Source organism: Meiothermus ruber DSM 1279 (genome assembly GCF_000024425.1).
GTDB lineage: Bacteria > Deinococcota > Deinococci > Deinococcales > Thermaceae > Meiothermus > Meiothermus ruber.
In genome coordinates this window covers 2,887,236-2,907,304 of sequence record NC_013946.1, presented here as the reverse complement: position 1 = coordinate 2,907,304, position 20,069 = coordinate 2,887,236, and the positions used below count along the sequence as shown (strand labels likewise).

Sequence of the window (20,069 nt, the reverse complement as noted above, 5' to 3'; positions counted from 1 at the left end):
ATGCGCAACCCCACCCCGTGCCGCGGGTTCAGGCGTCCGGGCCAAACATATCGCTCCACAGGCCTCGGGCCCATTCCAGCGCCAGGGCTCCGTTGGGCTTGGAGCGGTTGTTGTCTACGGTGGCTTGCTGCCGAATCTGCCGGGCGGCCTCGTCCCAGTTGTGTTTGTGCGATACCCAGATGGACTCCTCGTTGCTCACGAAGCTGTAGCAGATGTTGTCGGGCAGCGGGTTGGCAATCTCATCCAGGCGCTTACCAGCGATACGCTGGGCGATGTGCTCGGCGATGATCTTGCCGTCGTTGTAGGCCACCTGCCCGCTCTTGGGGTAGGGTACGTTGCCGATCACGTCGCCGATGATGTAAACCCGATCGTCCCGCTCGGAGAGGAACGAAGGTAGCCGCACGTTGGCCCAGCGGTCGCCCAGCCCTGCGGTGCGTACAATTTCGCCGGCCTTCATGGGCGGGATGATGTTGGCCAGGTCGAACTTGAACTCGCCTAGGGGGGTCTTGACCTCCTTCCTGGCGTAGTCAATGGCCGTGACCTCGGCCTGAGGAATGTACTGGATGTAGTCTTTGTAGAGATCGTTGTACGCCGCGGTAAAGCCGGGGCCTTTGGAGATGGGGCCGGGGTTGGCGTCCAGCACGATCACCTTGCCCTTGATCTGGTTGGTCTTGAGGTAGTAGGCCAGCATGGCCGCCCGCTCATAGGGGCCTGGGGGGCAGCGGTAGGGGGGCTTGGGGATGGCCAGCACCAGGTCACCCCCTTCGAAGTTGTCAAGCTGGCGTTTGAGGGCAATGTGCTCCCAGGGCTTGAAGCCCACCGGCAGGAACTGCTTGACCTCCTCGTACCCCTGGATGGCCTCGTACATATAGTCGATGCCGGGCGAGACCACCAGGTAGTTGTAGAAGACCAGGCCGCTGGTGGTGCGCACATAGCGGCCCGCCCGGTTGACCTCAATAGCCCGTTCGTTGATGATGGTGACCCCAGCCCGGGCCACGTTGGCGTAGTCGAAGACGATAAAGTCGAGATCCTTGACCCCGCCTAGGTACAGGTTGCTCATGGGGCAGGACATGAAGGCGGGGTTCTTCTCGATCAACACCACCTCGATGTTAGGGTTTTTGCGCCGCAGGTGCCGGGCGGTGCTCACGCCGCCCCAGCCTCCGCCGATGATCACCACGCGGTTGCCCCTGGCCGGCCCCAGCACGCTGCTGGGCTTGCTGAAGAACTCCTGGGCAAAAGCGCTGCTGGCCGCCGCTGCACCCGCTACCGCACCTGCTTTGAGAAGCTTACGACGTGTTACCTTGCTCATGCTTCCTCCCATAACCCGAGCCACTTCGGGGGCTTCCCCTCGATAACCTCCGTGAGCTTGGGTTTAAAGGCAAGTTTATCAGATTCTATCCAAGCCCACGAAAGCCATAACAACGGGTTATAACACCTATTGCCCAGGGCGATAGGGCTGGCCGCCCACCCCCTCCAGGATCTGGCTCATCACCCGCCGGGCCTCCTGGAGCATGCCCATGGTGGCCTGGTTCTGGGCCACGCCTGGCATGATGCCCATCAGCATGGGTTCGATGGCCCCGACCAGTACACCGCCAGGTATGGGTGCTACAAAGAAGCGGCACGGCGCGGCAAAACCGCCCGCGGGCTGGGTCATGAACATCTGGTAGGCCCACTCGCTCTTGCAGGGCTGGATGCCCACCACCTCACCCATCCTGACCGAGGGCAGCACGTTGAGGCCATTGTTGCCCAGCTCGCTTTCGATCAGGAGGGTGAGTTCATCCACGTTGCCCCCTTCAACCCGGTACATCATGGCTGGCATCATCCCGGAGCTGGGATCAGGCATCATGGCCGGCGCCACTTTACGGGGCAGTCCCAGGCTGGCAATCACCGCTTTGAGCCTGGCCCCCAAGAGGCGGCTCTTGGTGTTCTTGACCCCCAGCATACCGAACATCAGATCGGGGTCGAAGGTGCCCACCGTCACCACCCCAGGCTGGGCGGCGTGCAGGTAGATGGTGGGGGGCAGGATGATGGCGGTCATGACGTTTTCCTGCACCGCGGCCAGCACCCCGGCCTCGGGCTCGAGCACCATCAGCAGGTAGTCGGGGAAGTCGGCTTTGAAGTTTTTGACCTGTCCACCCAGGTTCAGGGTGCGGGCCACCTTAAGCCCCTGGGCCTGGACAGCGGCCTCGACCCGGGCCTGGGCCTCGGCCACGCTAACCCCGCGCAGGGTGGTTTCCAGCGACTGGGCTAGAACCGACAGCGAAAGAACAAAACCCAACCACAGCGTCCACTTGATCTTCATAGCTCTCCTTTAGGGTCTCTGTACCGGCAGGCCCAGCTCGAGCCAGGCCCGAAAACCCCCATTCAGGTTCTTAACTTCGCGGTAGCCCAGGGCCCGCAAATAGGCCGCCGCCACCGCACTGACGTGCCCGGTGCCGCAATAGACCAGGATGGGCTTGTCTTTGTCTTTGGGCAGCTCGCCCAGGCGGTCGGGTAGCTGGCTGATGTGGATGTGCACCGAGCCGGGCAAGAAGCCCCTCGAGCGCTCCTCGGCGGTGCGAACGTCCAGGATAAAAGGCTCGAAGACCTCCACAAAGTCCTTGGCCTCGGCGGCGTAGAGCAGGTAGCTGGCGGGGTTTGTTTTCTTGATAAAGTTGCCCATCTCCTGCAGTGAGGCCGGGCTCATCTCCTGGGCCAGGCCCAGACCACCCAGCAGCACCAGCAGTATCCAACCCTTCCGCATAGATGCCTCCTTCAGCGGGTGAACCCCGGTAGCTCGGTGAACTTGTGCTTGCCCTTGGTGGCCTCGGCCAGCATGTAGATGGAAAGCGCGATGTAGGGCTCGGAGTAGAACTCGGGTGGGGCGATCCCGATGGATTCGTAGCAGAAGGCGATGCGGTCTTGCAGGGTGTAGAGTTTGTCGGCCTCGAAGCGGTAGGCCGGCCACTCGTTGGATAGGCCCTGGCGCGGGCTGCGCACCGGTGAGAGCCGCACCTTGCCCCCAGCGTAGGCATCGTGGCAGATGGCGCAGTTCATGTCGCGGTTACCGGCCCGGTGGTACCACAGCTCGCGGCCCAGGTTGTACATAGCGATCTCCTGGGAGGTTTTGGGCACCACATTGATGGGCATCTCGCTGGATTTGGAGGCCACGTAGGCGGTGAGGGCCTTCACCTCATCGCGTTTGATTTCTTCGGGCTTGAAGCCCTGGAGGCGCACCATGCAGCTCACGATGCGGGTCTCGAGATCCTCCACCCGCCGGGTATCGGCAAAGTAGCGGGGGAGCTGGGTCAGGGCGCCCTCGAGCTTCCCCGGCCCCAGGCCAAAGTCGCAGGCCTCGAGGCTGGCGTTCTTGGGGCCGCGTTTCTGGGTAAAGAGTTCTTCGCCCTGGGCGGCGTACAGCTCGCCGGGCAGGATGCCGGCGGTCTGGCGGAACAGCTCCCGCTGCCGCTCGGCTTCCTTGTAGGGATCCACTTCTTGCTGCTGGGTGAGGGCGATGCTCAGGCCCAGGCCCAGCGCCAACAAAAATCCAATCCACAGGCTGCGGTTGCGCATGGCATCACCTCTTGGCATTGACCGGCGAGGCCGGGTCGAGCAGGAAGGCGGTCACGTGGGCGGTTTCCTCCGGGGTCAGGATGCCGTGGTAGCCGGCCCGGTACATCAGCGAGCAGGGCATGGTGGCCCAGGCGTTGTAAATCTTGTCGTAGGTGTACTTGACCACCGCCTCGCTGGTGCCGCGCTGGCCATAGTTCACCAGCCCTGGCCCCATCCGCCCGGCCCCTGCCTCCCTGGGGTCGCCGGTGTGGCAGGCGTAGCAGTTGCCTTTGCGGGGGTTGGTGAAAAGGGCCTCGCCCTGCTTCCAGTCCCCCATCAGCTTGCCGTCGGCGGGGTACTTAATCAGGGCCCGCTGGCGCTCGAGGAAGGCCCCTACCAGCTCTGGGGGCAGTTTGTCGCGGTACTGCGAGCACAGGGCCTGGTCGGGGTCTTGCTTCATGGTCTCAGCAAACTTACTGCCGCCGTTCTGGATGGCCTGCTGCACCCGCTGTTGAAAGGGGCTGGGTTGCGACAGGGTGAGACCGGCCAGCAGCACGGCTAAAAGTCCTAGTGTGTATCTTTTTTTCACAACTGCTCCTCCTGGTTATCCGGGTAATACATAGCGCTGATCCAGCACCCGCATGCTGGGGCGCGGGGGGATGTTAACGGTCTTGACCTGCTTGAGGTACTCGGCAATCAGGTCGTAGATGGGGCGGGGGGTGTATTTTTCCACCAGGGTGCCGCTGCGCTGGAGGCGCCCCCCAAAGGAGGCCAGGGTGTACTCCCGGTTGGGGTCGAGTCGGCGGCCCTGGATGGCTACGTTGCGGATGCGCTGGCCGGTGGGGGCGTTTACCACCAGCTCGTAGGTAAGCCCAAAGACCCGGCTCATGTCGCCGCCCTGCTGGTAGAAGGGATCGGGGTTGAAGGTGTTGGCTGCGACATCCTCGAGCACGGCCTGCAGGCGCTCGCCCTTGAGTTTGAACACGTAGACCTCGGGGTAGGTAAAGCCGGTGAAGGCCAGGATTTTATCCATGGTGATGGGCTGGCCCGGCAGGATGGCCGTACCCCAGCGGGTGCCGGTGCTGAAAGCTACCTCCACCTCGGGGTAGGCGGCCCGAACCGCCCGTCCGGCCAGCTCGTCCAGGGTGGAGTAGGTGGAGTCGCGCTTGTACAGCAGGGTTTCGGTGGTGCCCAGCACCTGGTCGAGGTAGTCCAGGTGGGGGGCGTAGGCCTCGCGGATGAAGGCCTCGAGCCCGGGGTCGGGCTTGATCAGGTGGGTAGCGACCGGCAGGGTTTTGGCCCGTATATCGGCAATCCCTCCTTTTTTCATCTGCAGGTCTACCCGCACCACAGCCTTGCCCGCCGAGCCCCCGGCCACCAGCCAGGTGTTGCCCACCCGGATGGGCCTGGGGGTAAAGTCGTGGGTGTGGCCGGTCAGAATCAGATCCAGGCCCTTGATGCGCCCGGCCAGGGCCAGATCCAGCGGTACGCCGTTGTGGGAAAGCATCACCACCGCGTCCACACCCTTGCCCCGCAGCTCGTCCACATACTTCTGCAGCTCGTTTTCCCGGATGCCAAAGGAGAGCCCCTCGGAGAACTCCTCGGGGTGCGAGACCTTCACATAGGGGAAGGTTGAACCAATCAGGCCCAGGGTGTAGCCGCCGATCTCGTGGATGGCGTAGGGCTCGTAGATGGGGTCGCCAAACAGGTCGTCCACGATGTTGAAGCTGATGATTTTAGCCTTCAGGGCCTGCACCAGCTCCTCTACGCGCGCACGCCCCAGGGTGTACTCCCAGTGGAAGACCATGTGGTCGAAGCCCACCCGGTTCATCCAGTCCACCATGACCTGCCCCCTGGTCAGAAGCGAGATACCGGAGTTGGTCCAGGTATCCCCACCATCCAGTACCAGGGTGCGTTTTTCACCCGCCAGCGCTTTTTGCTGCTGGATCAGGGCCCCGATATAGGCCCCACCCCCCATCGGCCCGAAGCGTTGGGCCAGGGCGGTAAAGTCCACCGAGGCGAAGGTGTAGGCCTCGAGGCTGCCCCGCCGGATGCCGTAGTAGCGTAAAAAGGCCTCGCCGGTAAGGTAACCAGGCCTGCCTTCCAGGGGTTTGGCCGCCAGCAGGTTGGGCGGCTCCATGAAGTAATGGGGCCGTAGCTGCCCGTGCAGATCGGTATTGAAAAGCAGCGTGACGTTGCCAAAAGGTGGTAGATCGTAAAGGGCCTCGGGGCGATCCATGGCCTGGGCGAAGGCTTTGGGGGAGGTGATACCCAGGGCCAGCATGAGTTGTACCAGTTCGCGTCGGGTCACAAAACCTCCTTTCCCCAGGCCCAGGCCCGCTGGGGAACGTGTTGAAGTTTGAAAAACGTTAGCGCTTCAGCGCCGGTTTGGTGTTGAAGTCCGAAGCCGGGTCGAGCAGGTAGGCCACCACATGGGCGATCTCCTCCGGCTTGAGCAGGCCGCCGTGCCCGAAGCGGTACATCACCGTGCAGGGGAAGTAGGCCCAGACGTTGTAGATCACCTCGTAGGTGTACTTCTGCACTGCCTCCGAGGTGCCGCGCTGGCCGTACTTCTCCAGGCTGGGCCCCACGTTGCCCCCGATGTTGCGGGGAGAGCCCACGTGGCAGGAGAAACAGTTGCCGCGGGCCAGGGTGTTGAAGATGGCATCGCCCTGCCTCCAGTCCCCCATCAGCTTGCCGTCGGCGGGGTATTTGATAGTTTGGCGCTGGGCCTCAATAAAGGGGCCCAGCACCTCGGCGGGCAGCTTGTTGCGGTGGATGGAGCACAGGGCCTGGTCGGGGGCCTGTTTGAGCAGGATGTTGGAGTAGTTCTGACCCCCTGCCTGAATCAACCGCTGAAGTTCGGCGTCGATGTAAGACGGGCCGGTCTGCCCGAGCGCCAGACCCAGGAGCACCAGGGGTATAAGCAGATAGATTCGCCGCACAGAACCCTCCTAGCGTATGAAACCGGGCAAGTCCATCCGGGCCCCGTTGGCCTGCACATTCATAAACAGGGTCAGGGCGATGATGGGCTCGGAGTAGAAGTCGGGCGCAGGCATGCCCAGGTTGGCGTAGCAAGCCCGGATGCGGTCGGCCATGGTCCAGGCCTGGTCGTTGGAGTAGCGGAAGGCAGGCCAGTGGCTGGCGGCGCGCTTATCCTTCAGGATATCGGAGTAGGGGAGCACCCCGGCCCGCCTGCCCACGTAGGTCACGTGGCAGGTTGCACAGCCCATATCGCGTGGGCCGGCCCGCAGATAAAAGAGCCGCTCGCCCAGCTCGTAGAGTTTTTTCTCCTGAGGCAGCAAGGGGCGTACCACGACCGGCTGCTCGTTGGAGAGCGAGGCCAGGTAAAACGCGATCGCTACCACATCGCTGCGCTTGATCTCCTCCGGTTTGAAGCCCTGCAGGCGAATCATGCAGGTGCGGATGCGCGAGTCGAGGTCTTCCACCCGCCGGGTATCGAAGAAGTAGCGGGGCAGTCGCCCCACCACCCCCTCGAGCCTGCCCGGCCCCCGGCCAAAGTCGCAGGCCTCGAGGGAGGCGTTTTTGGGGCCGCGCTTGGCTTTGAAGAGCTGCTCACCCTGCTCCACATACAGGTCGCTGGGAAGAATCCCCCCGCTCTGCTCCAGAAGCTGCTGCTTCTGCTTCTCGGCCTCCTTGGCCGGATCGTCTTCTTCCTGGGCCAGCACCATCAGGCTAAAAAGGGCTAGAACAACCGCCCCTACCAAGCGCCAGAAGCGACCCATCCGAACCTCCTAGGCCAGGGTGAGGTCCGCGGTTTTTTCGCCGGTCTGGCCGTTCAGGTCTTTACAGGTGACCTTGAGCTGGCCGGCTTTGCTAGCCTTCATCTTGAAGGCGAACAGGGGGTTGGCGCTGGTGCCAGGGCCTGGCTTGACCTGGGCGATGAGCTGCCCGTCCATGGTCACGTTCACCTCGTTGATGTGGTCAGCGGGGATCAGCTTTCCGCTGGCATCCCGGCGGGTACCGGGCTCCATGGGGTGCTGTACGACAATCTGTACACGAACGTCTTCGCCCGCTTTGGGTTTGGCTGGATTGAAGCGAACCAGAATGTTAATCGGCATGACCTGACCTCCTTAACCGCAACCGCCTACCGTGACCCGTACCGACTGCGAGGCCATCAGCAACCTGCCATCTTTGGTCTCAACCACGGCCCGCACCGGGGCGGTCTCGGCGACCCGTACGCGGGTGGCGTAGTAGGGCAGTACCCCGTTGAGAACAACCGTGAAGAGCAGGGGGTTGGCGTTTTTGTCGCTGAAACAGTGAATGGCCTTGACCTGATCGGCGGGCAGGCTGGCCTCGATCTCCACCGGTACGTTGGCGCCCGACTCGGCGATGGTGGGGGCTACGAGCTTGACCTGCTGCGAAGGGGTCAGGTCTTTGAAGCTTTTACCCAGAACCTGTTGCAAGCCCTTCTCGAGGTTGGCGATGTCCTCGCCCTCGAGGCCCCCCTGGGCCAGCGCCGAGGTGAGCTGGTTAGCCAGGACGGTTCCGGCCACAGCCCCCGCCGATGCTTTTAGGAATGTTCTTCTATCCACAACCTTCACCTCCAACTTTTGTACAGATCTGCTGCAGTTCACTCAGAAACTGCGCACGGGTGCGGCTACCAAATAGCCGGCCCGCCTCTTTCAACGTACCCCCCTGGGGTACGAAGAAGACAAAACTGGGGGTGCCAAACGCCCGCATCTGCGCGCTCAGGGCCCGGCCCTCGGGGCTATGGCTGTCCACGCTGGCGACCACAAAGCGGTGCTCGAGGATGCTCGAGACCCGCGGGTCAGACAACACATGGGTGTTCATCTGGTCACAGTACGGGCAGGCCTCACCCCAGAAATAAACCATCAAAATGCGCCCATGCGATTGGGCATACTGGCTGGCCTGGGTGTAGGGATACCAGCGGTTGAAGTCCACCCCCTGGGCGTGCACCGCCATGAAAATCCCTATTGCTGTGAACAGTATGTACCGCATAGCGTACCGAAGGTTTTCGATTACCTATTAATACTACCTGGGGGTATCACCGTCAACACATCCACGCGGCTGGATCTGGATATCTAATGTGGTTGGTACGCATTATTGTACAGGCTATAGCTTGGAGATATGGCTTTCATTACTTTTTGGGTAGGGGTTGTGGCTGCGATTCGAAAGTGTGTGAACAGGCCCCTTGTGCCAGGCTGGATGGTTGCTGTTTAATATACCCTCTGCAGGTATCGGGACGGGAGGAAGCATGAAACGCTGGCTGGCAGTTCTAACTTTGTTCGCGGTAGGCTTGGCCGTATCGCCGGGGCAGAGCGCGCCCGACTTCCGGCTGCGCGATTTATCCGGCAAGGTCTATACCCTGGGCAGCTTCAAGGGTAAGCCGATGGTGATTACCTTCTGGGCCAGCTGGTGCCCCATCTGCCGGGCTGAGTTCCCCAGGCTGCACCAGCTTGCACAGGAATACCAGGTGCCTTTTGTGGTGATTAGTCGTGAGCCCCGCGACACCGAACAGGTGGTGCGGGACTATATGAAAAACTACCCCCGGTTCCTCCCGCTTTTAGCCCAGCCGGGCGGCGATAACCCGGTGGCCGTAGCCAACCGCTACAAAGTACTGGGCCATCCCTGGACCTTTGTGCTCGACGGCGAGGGCAAGGTGGTGAACCTTTATGCGGGCCGGGTGGATGTGGAGTCCCTCAAGGACGACCTGGCCCTGGCTGGTTATCCAGAGTAAGCTCGAGCGCCGGTGCCTACCCATGCAGCACCCTGGGCAGGTTCTGCCACAGGATGAAAACCCCCATCACCACCAAAAACCCGGCAAAGCCGCGCCGCAGGGTGGGCTGGGGGAGTGAGGCGGCCAGACGGCCCCCAAACAGGCTGCCCACGATGCCCAGCGCCGCGAAGATCAGCACGATATCCCAGTGCACGGTGTAGCCCTGCTCGGGTAGCAGGTGCAGGTATTTGTAGAACCCACTGCCCGATTTCATGGCTACAATCAGCAGGCTGGTGCCCACGGCCAGGTGCATGGGCAGCCCGCCCAGCAAGACCAGGGCCGGGACAATTAAAAACCCTCCACCCACCCCTACCAGGCCGGTGAGGATGCCCACTACCAGGCCATCCAGGACGATTTTTAGGTAAGAGCGTTTTTGTGTGGGGGCCTCGAGCCTGGGAGGGCGGAACATCATGTAGGCGGCCAGCAGCATTACCACTGCAAACAGCCCCAGTTGCCAGACCCCCGGCACCCATCTGGAAAAGTAGGCCCCCAGGTAGGTGCCGGCCATGCCCGGCAGGCCAAAAAAGAGCACGTTGCGCCAGTCTATCTGGGCCTTGAGGGCGTAGGGTATGGCCCCCACCAGGGCGATCAGGCCCACGATGGCCAGCGACTCGGCGATGGCCAGTTTGTCGGGCTCTCCCACCAGGTAGACCAGGATGGGCACTGTGAGGATGGAGCCGCCCGAGCCCAGCATGCCCAGGGCCAGGCCAATCAGGATTGCACCCATCCAGGCTAGGAGCATGGGGCCTCCTCGGGTTTGAACGGTACCTCGGCCACCTGGGTTGCGGTGCGCTCGAGCGGGTAGCCCTGGGCCGCGTAGCCCTGGATACCCCCCACCAGCTTCCCCACCTCGAGGCCCTCGTACCCCAGCACCTCGGCGGCCAGTCCGGCCCGGCTGCCCGTAGCACAGATGGTCACGACGGGGCTTTTCAGGGTATCCAGCGCCTCCAGAAGCTGCTCCAGGGGAAGGTTGCGCGAACCCGGAATATGCCCGCTGGCGAACTCTTCTGGCGACCGCACGTCCAGGAGCACAGCCCCGCGCTTTTGCCAGAGAGAAAGCTCGTTGGGAAAGACGTCCTGCATCACTTCACCGGGAGTTTGTGCCGCTTCCAGGCTTCTATGCCGCCTACCAGGTTGTAAGCTTTGTAGCCCTTGGCGGCCAGAAACCGCGCAGCCTGAGCGCTGCGTGCGCCGCTTCGGCACTGGCAGATAATCTCTTTGTCCCTGGGCAGCTTCTCCCATTCGAGAGCCAGCCGATCGAGCGGCAGGGCCTGCGAGCCGGGGATTCGGCCCTCCTGGCGCTCCAGAGGGGTACGGACATCCAGAATAATGGCACCGGCCTTGGCTTTTTCGTGGGCCTCAACTGGGCTGAGGCGGCCCACTGCCGCCCCGCCACCCAATAGGTTTTTAAGCCAGCCGATCAACGCTCCACCTCAAAGCCTGCGCTCATCCAGCCGTAGGTGCCGCCCTCGAGGTTGCCCACGTTTTCCTTGGCAAAGCCGTGGCCCACCAGGTACTCCGAGGCCTGCGACGAACGGCCCCCGGAGGCGCAGACCACCACCAGCTTGCGGTCTTTGGGCAGCTTGCCCACCTCGCTCACAAAGCGCCCCAGCGGGATATTGACCGCGCCGGGTACGTGGCCCATGGCGTACTCGTAGGGTTCGCGCACATCCACCACATAGGCCCCTTCTCGGATCCACTGCTGGGCCTCGTGGGGGGTGAGTTCGGTAAAGGCGGTGTCCTGGTAGGTGACCTCGAGGGGCGTTGTGTCCAGCGGCAGCCCGGCCTGGTACCAGGCCATGAGGCCCCCATCGAGGTTAAGCAGGTTCGAGTAGCCCTTGGCCGAGAGCCAGGCCGCGGCCTGGGCGCTGCGGTTGCCGCTGCGGCAGTACAGCACCACCGGCTGGTTCTTGGGAATCTCGCTAAAGCGCCCGCCGAACTCGGACAGCGGAATCAGTTGGGCCCCCTCGATGCGCACCTGGGCAAACTCCTCGGGTTCGCGCACGTCTATAAACAGGGCCTTTTCTTCTTGCAGTTTACGGGCTTCTTGCGGGCTGATGTCTTTGTATGGAACGGTGAGCATGGGTTCCTCCTGTTATACAGGGCTTGTGCAGGGGATGCCGGCCTCGCACCAGGCTTTGAGGCCGCCCTCGAGGTGCCAGACCTTGGGGTGGCCCAGGTTTTTCAGGGTTTTGAGGGCTTCTTGTGAGCGGTTGCCGCTGCGGCAGTACAAAAGCACGGGCCGTTCGCGCTCGAGGTACAGAGGGGCCAGGGCCTGAAGCCTGGACAGGGGCAGGCGCAAAGCCCCCGGCAGAAGACCATCGGCCCACTCCTCGGGCTCGCGGACATCTACCACCTGAAAGCGTTCTAGCATATGGTAAGCGGCTTGGACGGAAAGGTTCATGGTGCTTGTGGTATACAGGGTCAGACTCGACTAGGCATTTACCATCTCACGGGAAGGGCCTTTCTCAATGGGGAAGCCCTCCTGCTGCCAGGCCCGGATGCCGCCGGTGAGGTTGACCAGGTTGCTAAAGCCCGCGCCCATCAGTGCGCTAATGGCCGTGGACGAACGGTCGCCACCCAGGCAGTGCACCACCACCGGCTTGTCCTTGGGGATGCGGTTCAGGTTGTTCATCACCCGCCCGGCGTGGATGTTCTGGGCCCCAGGGATGTGGCCGGCCAGGTACTCGTCGGCCCCGCGCACGTCCAGAATGGTGGCCTCGCCCTTTTCCCACAGGGCTTTGGCCTGGGCTGCGGTGACCTGAGGAACGGTCTCGAGCTCACCCTGTGCGTAGCCCTCGAGGCCCGGAATATACCCCACCACCCGATCCAGCCCGATGCGAATGAGCTGCTTGACCAGCTCGCCCACCCGTTCAGGGCTGGCCAGCAGCACCAGGTCGCGGTCGTAAGGCAGCAGCCAGCCCGCCCAGGTGCTGAAGTTCTTGCCCGCCGGGATGTTGATGGCCCCCTTCAGGTGCCCTCCGGCGAAGGCCAGCTTGTCACGGGTATCCACCAGCAAGGCTCCTTCGCTCAACTTCTGCTGGAACTGCTCGGGGGTGAGCTGGTGGGGTATGGACAGGTCGCCCAGGATGGGCATCCCGTCGCGGTTGAGCCGCTTCATCTGAGCAAAGTAGTAAGGGGCTTCGGGCTGGCCCGAGAGCAGGGCCTTCACAAAGCCTTCCTCGTCGCCCGTGCGCAGGTAGTCGGCCCACCAGGCAAAGCGGCGCTCATAGCCCACCGTGGTGCTAGCAACAGCCCCCAGACCCTTCCCGCAGGCGCTACCCGCGCCGTGGCCCGGCCAGACCTGTACATAGTCGGGCAGGGTGAGGAATTTTTCCTTCAGGCTTCTGAACATGCGCCGGGCGCCGGGTTCGGCGGTGCCTAGGAGGCCGGCGGCCTCTTCCAGCAGGTCGGGACGGCCAATATCCCCCACAAACACAAAGTCGCCGGTCAGGAAGAAGCCGGGCTCGCTGGCGGCGGCCCCGTCCTGCACCAGAAAGCTGATGTGCTCGGGGGTGTGGCCGGGGGTGTGCACCACCGTGAGGGTGATGTTGCCCAGCCGGATCTGGTCACCATCCCGCACGAGCTGGTAGTCGAAACCCTCGAGGCCCCTGTACTTCCAGTTTTCGTCGCCCTCATCGCTCAGGTAGAGCCGGGCCCCGGTGGCTTTGGCCAGCTCGCGGGCGCCCGAGAGGTAGTCGGCGTGGATGTGGGTCTCGGCCACGGCCACAATCTTCATGCCGTTCTTCTGGGCCTCGTCCAGGTAGACCTGGATGTCGCGCCGGGGGTCTACTACGATAGCGGTGCCCTGCGATTGACAGCCGATAAAGTAGCTGCCCTGTGCGAGTCCTTCCTCGTAGATGTGTTTGAAGAGCATTCGCCAACCTCCTGACCGCCAGGATATATCCCCAGGGGGTATTTTGTCAAATACCCATGGGGGATATTAAGGTGCTGCCCCCCTGAAGACACAAAAGTCTCATGCCAGGCCTTTCAGCATGAACTGCCAGTACATGACTGGTAGCACGTGCTTCTTGAGCAACCACATGTCGTAGCGTTCCTTTTGGGTGTTGATGGGTAGGGTGGGGTGCCAGCGGTTGTCGTAGAGGAACTCGGCTAAAAACATCTTGCCATAGGCCGTTACGAGTGGGCAGGAAGTATAACCGTCGTACTTAGCCTTGGGGTTTTGACCCCTGATTGCCTGTAGTAGGTTTTCCACCAGCACCGGCGCTTGCTTACGCACCGCGGCGCCGGTCTTGGAGGTGGGCAGATTACTGGAATCGCCCAGGCTAAACACGTTGGGAAAACGCACGTGCTGAAGCGTATGCTTGTCTACCTCAACCCATCCCAAGGGTGTGCTGGGATCCGCCAAGGGGCTTTGCTTGATGAAGTCGGGCGCACTTTGTGGAGGAACCACATGTAAAAAATCAAATGGGATGGTGACCCTGGGTCTGGGAGCGCCCGGATTGGCCTTGACCTGGGGATGGTTGAGGGTGTACTCGAAGGTGGCTTCTTTTTTGGAGCCATCTACTGCTACGAGTTCGTGGTGGAACTGTGTTTGAATGCTGTAACGTTCGACTACTTTGTCCAGAACTGATTTGACCTCTGGCACAGCAAAAATGGTGGTGCCAGCAGAACCAAAAATCACCTGGGTACCCCCGGCCAGTCCTTTGCGCCGCACATAGTCGGCGGTTAAGTACATAACTTTTTGTGGCGCTCCGCCACACTTGACTGGGGTGCTGGGAGCGGTAAACAGCGCAGTACCACCCCTAAATTGCTGTAAAAATGACCAGGTTTTGGGTGCCAGGTCGAAGCGGTAGTTGCTGCTAACGCTGTTTTGGCCTAGGGTTTCTTCCAGTCCAGCTATCTTATGCCAGTCGAGCTGAATGCCCGATGCTACAACCAGGAAGTCGTAGCCGATTTGCTGGTTGCTTCTCGTGGTGACAGTTCGCTGGTAGGGGTCTATTTCCTCGGCATAATCCTGAATCCATTTCACGCCCTTGGGTATCAGGGTTTCCTCGTCTCGAACCGTGGCGTCGGGGTTGTAGGTACCGGCTCCAACCAGCGTCCAGGCGGCCTGGTAGTAATGCCGGCTCGAGGGTTCGATAACCGCGATGTCCGACTCCCCTTTGCGGCGAAGCTGTGCTGCCACGGTTAATCCGGCCGTGCCCCCTCCGATGATCAGGATTTTATGGTGTAATCTATTCCTGGAATGAACAAAAAAAGGCTGTTCCCGGGTTTCAACCATTGTGCAACCTCCCTGTTAGGCGTTTACCTTTTCCATTAACGGTTAACGGTAGTGATAACTTGCAGTTATGACAAATGAAATTTAGTTATACTATCTATGAACCTTGGGGTATAGCACATGCGTTTGAATCCTCGGTACTTGGTGGTATTTTGCGTGGTGGCCGAGTTGCGCAGCCTGAGCCGCGCCGCCGAGGTTTTGCACCTGAGCCAGCCTGCGGTGAGCAAAACCCTCAAGGCCCTCGAGGACGCCGTCCGTCAACCCCTCTACGAACGTACCCCTCAGGGTATCACCCTCACCGAAGCCGGCAAAGCCCTGCTGCCCTACGCCTGTGCGGTCAGCCGCAGCCTGGCCCAGGCCACCCGCTTTATCGAGGAAAGGCGGCACCAGCGCATTCCCAGCCTCGAGGTGGGCCTGGCCTGGAGCCTGATTCCGCGCTACCTGGCCTCGCTATTAAGCTGGGCCGAGACCCAGCAGGGCCGTTGCGAGCTGCAACTGAAAAACGGCACCACGCTCGAGCTCATCGAGCAGGTGTACCAGCGCGACCTGGATGCGGCGCTGGTGCTGGGCGGAACCGATGCCCTGCCCGAGCCGCTGCTGGCCCGGCGGCTGACCAGCGACGAGATGGTGCTGGTGGTGGCCCCTTCCCACCCTTGGGCTCGGCTGGGGGGGGTGGCGCTGGGCCAGCTCGAGGGCATGACCCTGCTGGTTCCTCAGCGCAACTCGCGCCTGCGCCTGCGGCTCGAGCAGTTTCTGGAACGCCACGGCATTGTGCCAGCGCGTCTTCTGGAGTGCGGCAGCCTGTATGGGGTCAAGGCCGCGGCCGCCGCCGGGCTGGGGGTGGGGCTGGCCAGCCGCTCGTTTGTGGAACCCGAGCAAAAGGCCGGTTTGTTACGGCTTTTATTCATCGAAGACGCGGGTTTTTCCCTGGGGGTGCACTGGGTCTCCTACCCCGATTCCTCGGTGGACTTTGCCACCCGCGAACTGCTGGGGCTGCTGTGGCGTTCTCTGGGCACAGCCCGTGATCTGGTGGGTGCTTAGTGCTCCAGGCTCTGTAGTAGGGGGATGCAAAGCCAGCCCACCGGTGTCCGGTATGCTGGTGGACATGAAGATTACCACCATCGTGCTGGATTCGGTGGGCCTGGGCTACCTGCCCGATGCCGCGCAGTTTGGCGATGAAGGGGCCGATACCCTCGACCACACCGTGCTCAAGACCGGGATAGAGCTACCCCACCTGGCCGCGCTGGGGCTGGGCCGCGTACCGGGGGTGCACACCCTGCCCAGGGTGGCCTCCCCCCAGGGGGCCTTTGGCCGGATGCGGGAGGTCAACCCCGGCAAGGATACCTCCACCGGCCACTGGGAGTTTGTGGGCATCCATCTCGAGCACCCTTTCCAGGTTTTTCCACAGGGTTTTCCACAGGATTTTCTGGCCGAGTACTGCCGGCGCATTGGGGTGGAGGGGTATCTGCTCAACCAGCCTTACTCGGGCACCGAGGCCATCCGCGACTACGGCGACGAGCACCTGCGCACCGGCTTTCCCATCGTGTACACCTCGGCCGACTCGGTCTTTCAGGTGGCGGCCCACATCGGCAAGGTTCCCCTCGAGACCCTCTACGACTGGTGCCGGGTCGCGCGGGCAATGCTGGTGGGGCCGCTGGCCTGCGCCCGGGTGATCGCCCGCCCCTTCGAGGGCGAGCCCGGCCAGTACTACCGGCGCGAGGATCTGCGCAAAGACTTTGCCCTCGAGCCCCCCCACAACGTGCTGGACGAGATAAAAGCTGCGGGGCTGGAGGTGGTGGGGGTGGGCAAGATTCCCGATATCTACGCCCACCGGGGCTTTACCCGCGAGGTCAAGTCGGGCAGCAACCTCGAGGGCCTCGAGCGCACCCTGGAACTCATGCGCCAGGGCTTCTCCGGCCTTATCTTCACCAATCTGGTTGACTTCGACGCCAGGTACGGCCATCGGCGGAACCCGGAGGGCTACGCCCAGGCGCTCGTAGAATTCGATGCCCGGTTACCCGAACTGCTGGCCGCCCTCGGCCCGGACGACTACCTCTTTATCGTCTCCGACCACGGCAACGACCCCACCTACCGCGGCACCGACCATACCCGCGAATATGGGATGCTGCTGGCAGCGGGGCCGGGGATGGCCGGGCGGGATCTGGGCACCCGCACCACCTTTGCCGATCTGGCCGCGAGCTGGGCCCAGGCTTTCGGTCTGAGCTGGGCGGGGCCCGGAACCGCTGTGTTCTAAGCGTTGTTGCGCACCTCTTCCCAGGTGTAGCGCCGGGTAATCGACCCGTTCTCGAATACGGTTTGCAGGATGCTCTGGGGGTGCGGCTGGGCGGCCTCCAGCGGCAGCTCCACCGTGCGGATGCCGCGCTCGTCCTGGATAACGTCCAGACGGCCCTTCTTGGAGAGTTTGCCGGGGTCGTCCACCGGGCTCTTGCCCACCCCGTAGGTCTCGCCGTTCACCGTGACCAGGTGCAGCTTCTGGGCGAACTTCTGGGTATCGCGGTGGGGGTGCTGCAAGAGGGCCCCGCCCATGCCGAAGGCCACGTTGGAGGCGCTGTAGCCCCACTGCTCGAGCAAAAACAGCACCTTGCGGATGGAGTCGGCGTTCACCCCATCGCCCTGGATGACCCGCACCCCGTTCAGCACCTTGTAGCCCTTGCGGTTGAGGGTGGCGCCAAATTTGGCCTCGAGGGTCTGCACGGTGCGCAGCACCACGAAGGGCGGGTCGCCCGAGTCGGGCCGGATGACCACGGTGGCCCCCGACTGCTGGATGAGCTCGCGCAGTTCTTCGCCGATAATCTGGCCCACGGCGTGCTCGCGGTTGTACGAATCAATCACCATGGCCATCAGGGCCCCCGGCTTGGCAAAGGTCTCGAGCATCTGGCGGTAGGCCTGGGCCTCGCCGGTGCGGCCAAAGCTGGTCACGGTGCTGTGCTCCATGGCCGGGATGCTGTAGCCGGCCATCTCGGCCCCGTAGTAGTTGCGGGCGTAGATCAGGGCGGTGACGGTGTCGGTGCCCATAAAGTTCACCAGGTGGGCCATCCCGCCCAGCCCGGCGCTCTCGAGGCTGCTCACCCCGCGCGCGCCAAAGTCGTGCAGCTTGAAGGGCAGCTCGGCCTCGGGGTCGTCGGCGGTTTTCTCCAGGTACTCCTTGATGGTGTTGCGGATACCCCAGGAGACCGTGCAGACCGTGGTGGGGTACCAGACCGCCCGCAGCAGCGCGGTCTCGAGCCAACCCGGCAGCCAGGGCACTTTGGGGTCGGTGCTCTCGATGATGACCAGGGGGTTGTGTACGGGAACCACCTTACCCTCGGGCACGGCCCGGATGCGCACCGGCAGCCGCCCTCCTAAGTCCTGAGCGATGTAGCGCCAGCCTTCTGTGGGGAAGGGCAGGCCGTGGGCCAGGAAAACTTCCTGGGCCTCCTCCACATCGGCCAGGCTGACCCCTTTGCTGAGGTACTCGATTAAGAAGGCCTGTAGGCCAAAGAAACGCACAAAATTCGAGTCGCCGCCCCGGCTCTCGATGTACCAACTGGCATAGGTCATGCCTTTGGGGAACTGGGCAAAGTGACTGGCTTTGTAGCTGTCGGTGTTGAGGATGAGGTTGTGGGGGTTGAGGGTTTTCACTTGGACTCCTTTCTTTGGGGCTCTATGGGTTTGTGCGGGGTGAGTCCCAAAAAGCAACAAATCTGCTGGTAGTGATCCTCAAAGAAGCGGGCCTGGTGGCGCTCGAGCCCGGCCAGGGGTAGCCAGAAGGCCCTTGCGGCGTCGTCCTGCCCTCGAACTGCTGGGGGAGGGGTGTCTTGCAGGTCGAAGAAGTGGCCCATGCTAATCACCCGCCCGCGCAGGCTGCGGCCCGGATAGTCGAAGGCCTGGGTGGCCTTGAGGTGCTGGGCTTGCAGCGCCAGGCCGGTTTCCTCGCGTAGCTCGCGCAGGGCCGATGCCAGCAGGGTTTCCCTGGGTTCCACGTAGCCCCCCGGCAGGGCCCAGGCCCCCTTGCCGAGGGCGCCCTTGCGCTCGACGAGCAGCACCTGTTCTTGCGCCAGCACAAAAGCGTCGGTGGCAACGTGCAGGATGGGGTAGGGGTAGCGCTGCTCGAGCGCGCGGTAGTGTTGAATGGTTTTCCATTCCTCCTGCAAGCGTTTGAACTCTGCCGTGGCGGCGAACTGCTCCATATACTGCCGCACCGCCTCTGGAACCATGGCCTTCCAATCGGCGCTGTCGCCAAAGTAGCTGTTGCGCACGTCGGTGGCGTTGAGGGGGCTCACCACGCCGCTGGGCTCAAAGGGCCAGTCACCAAAGCCGTGCAGGTAGTAGCTGCTCTCGTCCTTGTCGTAGCCGGTGATAGAGATGCGGGCCTGGGGGCCAGCCAGAACCTCTACAGCCGTCCGTACCGTGTGAAACCAGCGGGGGTCGTTGTAGTAGTCGTCGGCGATGGGTACAAACTGCAAGCGGGCCGCGTCCGCGCCCAGGCAGGCTCGGATCATGGCCTCGCGCACCTCGGCGCTGAAGGGGTTTTTGGCGCTGGGGTAGCAGTAGGCGCTGCCCAGCACCACAATCAGCCGGTCGAAGCGCTCCAGGGCCCGGGTGATGGTCTCGAGGTGGGCTAGGTGCGGCGGCTGGAAGCGCCCGATAAAGACGGCGGTGTTCATGGTGCCCTCCGGAAGCGGTAGAGTTCGGCAGGCCGGCCCAGGCCGCGCTCGAGCTCCCCGGTGGCCTCGAGCATCCCCGAGGCCAGCATCTTGCGCCGAAAGGAGTCCTTGTTGAGCTTTTTCTGCAGGATGGTTTCGTGCACGGCCTGGAGCTGGCGCAGGGTGAAACGCTCCGGAAGCAGCTCAAAGCCAATGGGGGTGTACGAGAGCTTCCCCCGGATGCGCCGCAGGGCCACCCCCAGTATCTCGGCGTGGTCGAAGGCCAGGGAGTACTTTTTGTTTTTGCCATCAAAAATTTCCACGCTGCTGGCCCCTTCCGGTGTGCGCAACTTGAACAGCGCGATCTCCTCGCCCACCTCGCGGATGTGGCTGGCTTCGACCAGGGCGTAATAGGCCACGCTAATCACGCGCATGCGGGGGTCGCGCCTGGGGTCGCCAAAGGTGTAGAGCTGCTCGAGGTAAACCGGGTGCTTGTGGGGACTCTCCCGCTCCATACCCACCATGCCCTCCAGCCCAGCCTTCTGCCGCAGCACCCGCGCGGCGGCCTCGTCGAGCGACTCATGGGTTTGCACAAAGCCACCCGGCAGGCTCCAGTAGTTGAGGTATGGATGCTCCTTGCGCTTGACCAGCAGGGCTTCCAGATGCCCTTCCCGCAGGGTCAGGATGACCACATCAACCGTGACCGATGGCCGGTCGAAGGCGTTGGGGTCGTAGCTGCTCAGGTATTGCTGCTCTTCTGGGTTGCGCTGAATCAAGGGAACCACCTGCTTATATGCGAAGAGCATATATCTAAAATGCATATAAGTCAAGTGTAAACAACAAAATGGTAAATAGTTGGCTTTATTTCTGACAAAAGTTCAATTACAGT

Annotated in this window: 24 protein-coding genes; 3 read left to right on the top strand and 21 right to left on the bottom strand. The window is 62.5% G+C overall.

The annotated features are described in order from the left end of the window. Nucleotides 1–28: 28 nt before the first annotated feature. From MRUB_RS14415 to MRUB_RS14365, 11 genes are all read right to left on the bottom strand, one after another. Nucleotides 29–1,309, bottom strand: coding sequence for an FAD-dependent oxidoreductase (locus MRUB_RS14415; protein WP_013015111.1), 1,281 nt, complete (start codon nucleotides 1,307–1,309; stop codon nucleotides 29–31). Nucleotides 1,310–1,435: 126 nt separating this feature from the next. Further along, the gene (locus MRUB_RS14410) at nucleotides 1,436–2,302 is read right to left on the bottom strand and encodes a translation initiation factor 2 (protein WP_013015110.1); all 867 of its coding nucleotides are present in this window, start codon (nucleotides 2,300–2,302) and stop codon (nucleotides 1,436–1,438) included. A 9-nt stretch (nucleotides 2,303–2,311) separates the two neighbouring features. Next, a complete protein-coding gene (locus tag MRUB_RS14405) occupies nucleotides 2,312–2,743 on the bottom strand; it encodes a rhodanese-like domain-containing protein (protein ID WP_013015109.1) in 432 nt (143 codons plus the stop codon). 11 nt (nucleotides 2,744–2,754) lie between these two features. After that, the gene (soxA, locus tag MRUB_RS14400) at nucleotides 2,755–3,552 is read right to left on the bottom strand and encodes a sulfur oxidation c-type cytochrome SoxA (protein WP_013015108.1); all 798 of its coding nucleotides are present in this window, start codon (nucleotides 3,550–3,552) and stop codon (nucleotides 2,755–2,757) included. A gap of 4 nt (nucleotides 3,553–3,556) precedes the next feature. Next, entirely contained in the window at nucleotides 3,557–4,120 is a 564-nt protein-coding gene (soxX, locus tag MRUB_RS14395; RefSeq protein ID WP_013015107.1) for a sulfur oxidation c-type cytochrome SoxX, read from the bottom strand. 15 nt (nucleotides 4,121–4,135) lie between these two features. After that, nucleotides 4,136–5,842, bottom strand: coding sequence for a thiosulfohydrolase SoxB (soxB, locus tag MRUB_RS14390; protein WP_013015106.1), 1,707 nt, complete (start codon nucleotides 5,840–5,842; stop codon nucleotides 4,136–4,138). Between the two features lie 58 nt (nucleotides 5,843–5,900). Further along, the gene (soxX, locus tag MRUB_RS14385) at nucleotides 5,901–6,476 is read right to left on the bottom strand and encodes a sulfur oxidation c-type cytochrome SoxX (RefSeq protein WP_013015105.1); all 576 of its coding nucleotides are present in this window, start codon (nucleotides 6,474–6,476) and stop codon (nucleotides 5,901–5,903) included. A 9-nt stretch (nucleotides 6,477–6,485) separates the two neighbouring features. Continuing rightward, nucleotides 6,486–7,277, bottom strand: a complete 792-nt coding sequence (gene soxA, locus MRUB_RS14380; protein WP_013015104.1) for a sulfur oxidation c-type cytochrome SoxA — start codon at nucleotides 7,275–7,277, stop codon at nucleotides 6,486–6,488. 9 nt (nucleotides 7,278–7,286) lie between these two features. Further along, on the bottom strand, nucleotides 7,287–7,613 hold the full coding sequence (gene soxZ, locus MRUB_RS14375) for a thiosulfate oxidation carrier complex protein SoxZ (protein WP_013015103.1): 327 nt from the start codon (nucleotides 7,611–7,613) through the stop codon (nucleotides 7,287–7,289). 12 nt (nucleotides 7,614–7,625) lie between these two features. Next, the gene (soxY, locus tag MRUB_RS14370; RefSeq protein ID WP_013015102.1) at nucleotides 7,626–8,087 is read right to left on the bottom strand and encodes a thiosulfate oxidation carrier protein SoxY; all 462 of its coding nucleotides are present in this window, start codon (nucleotides 8,085–8,087) and stop codon (nucleotides 7,626–7,628) included. Continuing rightward, nucleotides 8,080–8,514, bottom strand: a complete 435-nt coding sequence (locus MRUB_RS14365; RefSeq protein ID WP_013015101.1) for a thioredoxin family protein — start codon at nucleotides 8,512–8,514, stop codon at nucleotides 8,080–8,082. The genes soxY and MRUB_RS14365 overlap by 8 nt, the downstream gene beginning before the upstream one ends. 256 nt (nucleotides 8,515–8,770) lie before the next feature. Between MRUB_RS14365 and MRUB_RS14360 the strand changes: the two genes are divergently transcribed. Continuing rightward, nucleotides 8,771–9,253, top strand: a complete 483-nt coding sequence (locus MRUB_RS14360; RefSeq protein WP_013015100.1) for a TlpA family protein disulfide reductase — start codon at nucleotides 8,771–8,773, stop codon at nucleotides 9,251–9,253. A 16-nt stretch (nucleotides 9,254–9,269) separates the two neighbouring features. Here the strand turns inward: MRUB_RS14360 and MRUB_RS14355 are convergent, their stop codons facing one another. The 7 genes from MRUB_RS14355 to MRUB_RS14325 all read right to left on the bottom strand — a co-directional run bounded on the left by MRUB_RS14355 (nucleotide 9,270) and on the right by MRUB_RS14325 (nucleotide 14,537). Next, entirely contained in the window at nucleotides 9,270–10,034 is a 765-nt protein-coding gene (locus MRUB_RS14355; protein ID WP_013015099.1) for a sulfite exporter TauE/SafE family protein, read from the bottom strand. Further along, complete coding sequence (locus MRUB_RS14350; RefSeq protein WP_013015098.1) at nucleotides 10,025–10,375, bottom strand: rhodanese-like domain-containing protein; 351 nt, start codon at nucleotides 10,373–10,375, stop codon at nucleotides 10,025–10,027. Before MRUB_RS14350 ends, MRUB_RS14355 begins: the two co-directional genes overlap by 10 nt. Next, nucleotides 10,375–10,716: a rhodanese-like domain-containing protein gene (locus tag MRUB_RS14345; protein WP_013015097.1), complete on the bottom strand. Its 342-nt coding sequence runs from the start codon at nucleotides 10,714–10,716 to the stop codon at nucleotides 10,375–10,377. The genes MRUB_RS14350 and MRUB_RS14345 overlap by 1 nt, the downstream gene beginning before the upstream one ends. After that, entirely contained in the window at nucleotides 10,713–11,375 is a 663-nt protein-coding gene (locus MRUB_RS14340) for a rhodanese-like domain-containing protein (RefSeq protein ID WP_013015096.1), read from the bottom strand. The genes MRUB_RS14345 and MRUB_RS14340 overlap by 4 nt, the downstream gene beginning before the upstream one ends. 12 nt (nucleotides 11,376–11,387) lie before the next feature. Then, nucleotides 11,388–11,696, bottom strand: a complete 309-nt coding sequence (locus tag MRUB_RS14335; protein WP_013015095.1) for a rhodanese-like domain-containing protein — start codon at nucleotides 11,694–11,696, stop codon at nucleotides 11,388–11,390. Between the two features lie 30 nt (nucleotides 11,697–11,726). Further along, on the bottom strand, nucleotides 11,727–13,169 hold the full coding sequence (locus MRUB_RS14330) for an MBL fold metallo-hydrolase (protein ID WP_013015094.1): 1,443 nt from the start codon (nucleotides 13,167–13,169) through the stop codon (nucleotides 11,727–11,729). Between the two features lie 99 nt (nucleotides 13,170–13,268). Then, nucleotides 13,269–14,537 carry an NAD(P)/FAD-dependent oxidoreductase gene (locus MRUB_RS14325; protein ID WP_013015093.1) on the bottom strand — a complete coding sequence of 423 codons (1,269 nt, stop codon included), beginning with the start codon at nucleotides 14,535–14,537 and terminating at the stop codon, nucleotides 13,269–13,271. 117 nt (nucleotides 14,538–14,654) lie between these two features. On the opposite strand from MRUB_RS14325, the gene MRUB_RS14320 reads away from it, so the two are divergent. Then, a complete protein-coding gene (locus MRUB_RS14320; RefSeq protein ID WP_013015092.1) occupies nucleotides 14,655–15,575 on the top strand; it encodes a LysR family transcriptional regulator in 921 nt (306 codons plus the stop codon). 64 nt (nucleotides 15,576–15,639) lie between these two features. Then, entirely contained in the window at nucleotides 15,640–16,788 is a 1,149-nt protein-coding gene (locus MRUB_RS14315) for a phosphopentomutase (protein ID WP_015586648.1), read from the top strand. On the opposite strand, the gene MRUB_RS14310 is transcribed toward MRUB_RS14315, so the two are convergent. Genes MRUB_RS14310 through MRUB_RS14300 form a run of 3 tightly spaced genes read right to left on the bottom strand, consistent with a single transcriptional unit; the run spans nucleotide 16,785 to nucleotide 20,001 of the window. Then, the gene (locus tag MRUB_RS14310; protein WP_013015090.1) at nucleotides 16,785–18,176 is read right to left on the bottom strand and encodes a nicotinate phosphoribosyltransferase; all 1,392 of its coding nucleotides are present in this window, start codon (nucleotides 18,174–18,176) and stop codon (nucleotides 16,785–16,787) included. The genes MRUB_RS14315 and MRUB_RS14310 overlap by 4 nt on opposite strands. Continuing rightward, a complete protein-coding gene (locus tag MRUB_RS14305; RefSeq protein ID WP_013015089.1) occupies nucleotides 18,173–19,201 on the bottom strand; it encodes a bifunctional nicotinamide-nucleotide adenylyltransferase/Nudix hydroxylase in 1,029 nt (342 codons plus the stop codon). The genes MRUB_RS14310 and MRUB_RS14305 overlap by 4 nt, the downstream gene beginning before the upstream one ends. Continuing rightward, nucleotides 19,198–20,001 (bottom strand): NUDIX hydrolase, encoded by an 804-nt coding sequence (locus MRUB_RS14300; RefSeq protein ID WP_013015088.1) that lies wholly within the window; start codon nucleotides 19,999–20,001, stop codon nucleotides 19,198–19,200. The genes MRUB_RS14305 and MRUB_RS14300 overlap by 4 nt, the downstream gene beginning before the upstream one ends. Nucleotides 20,002–20,069 lie beyond the last annotated feature (68 nt).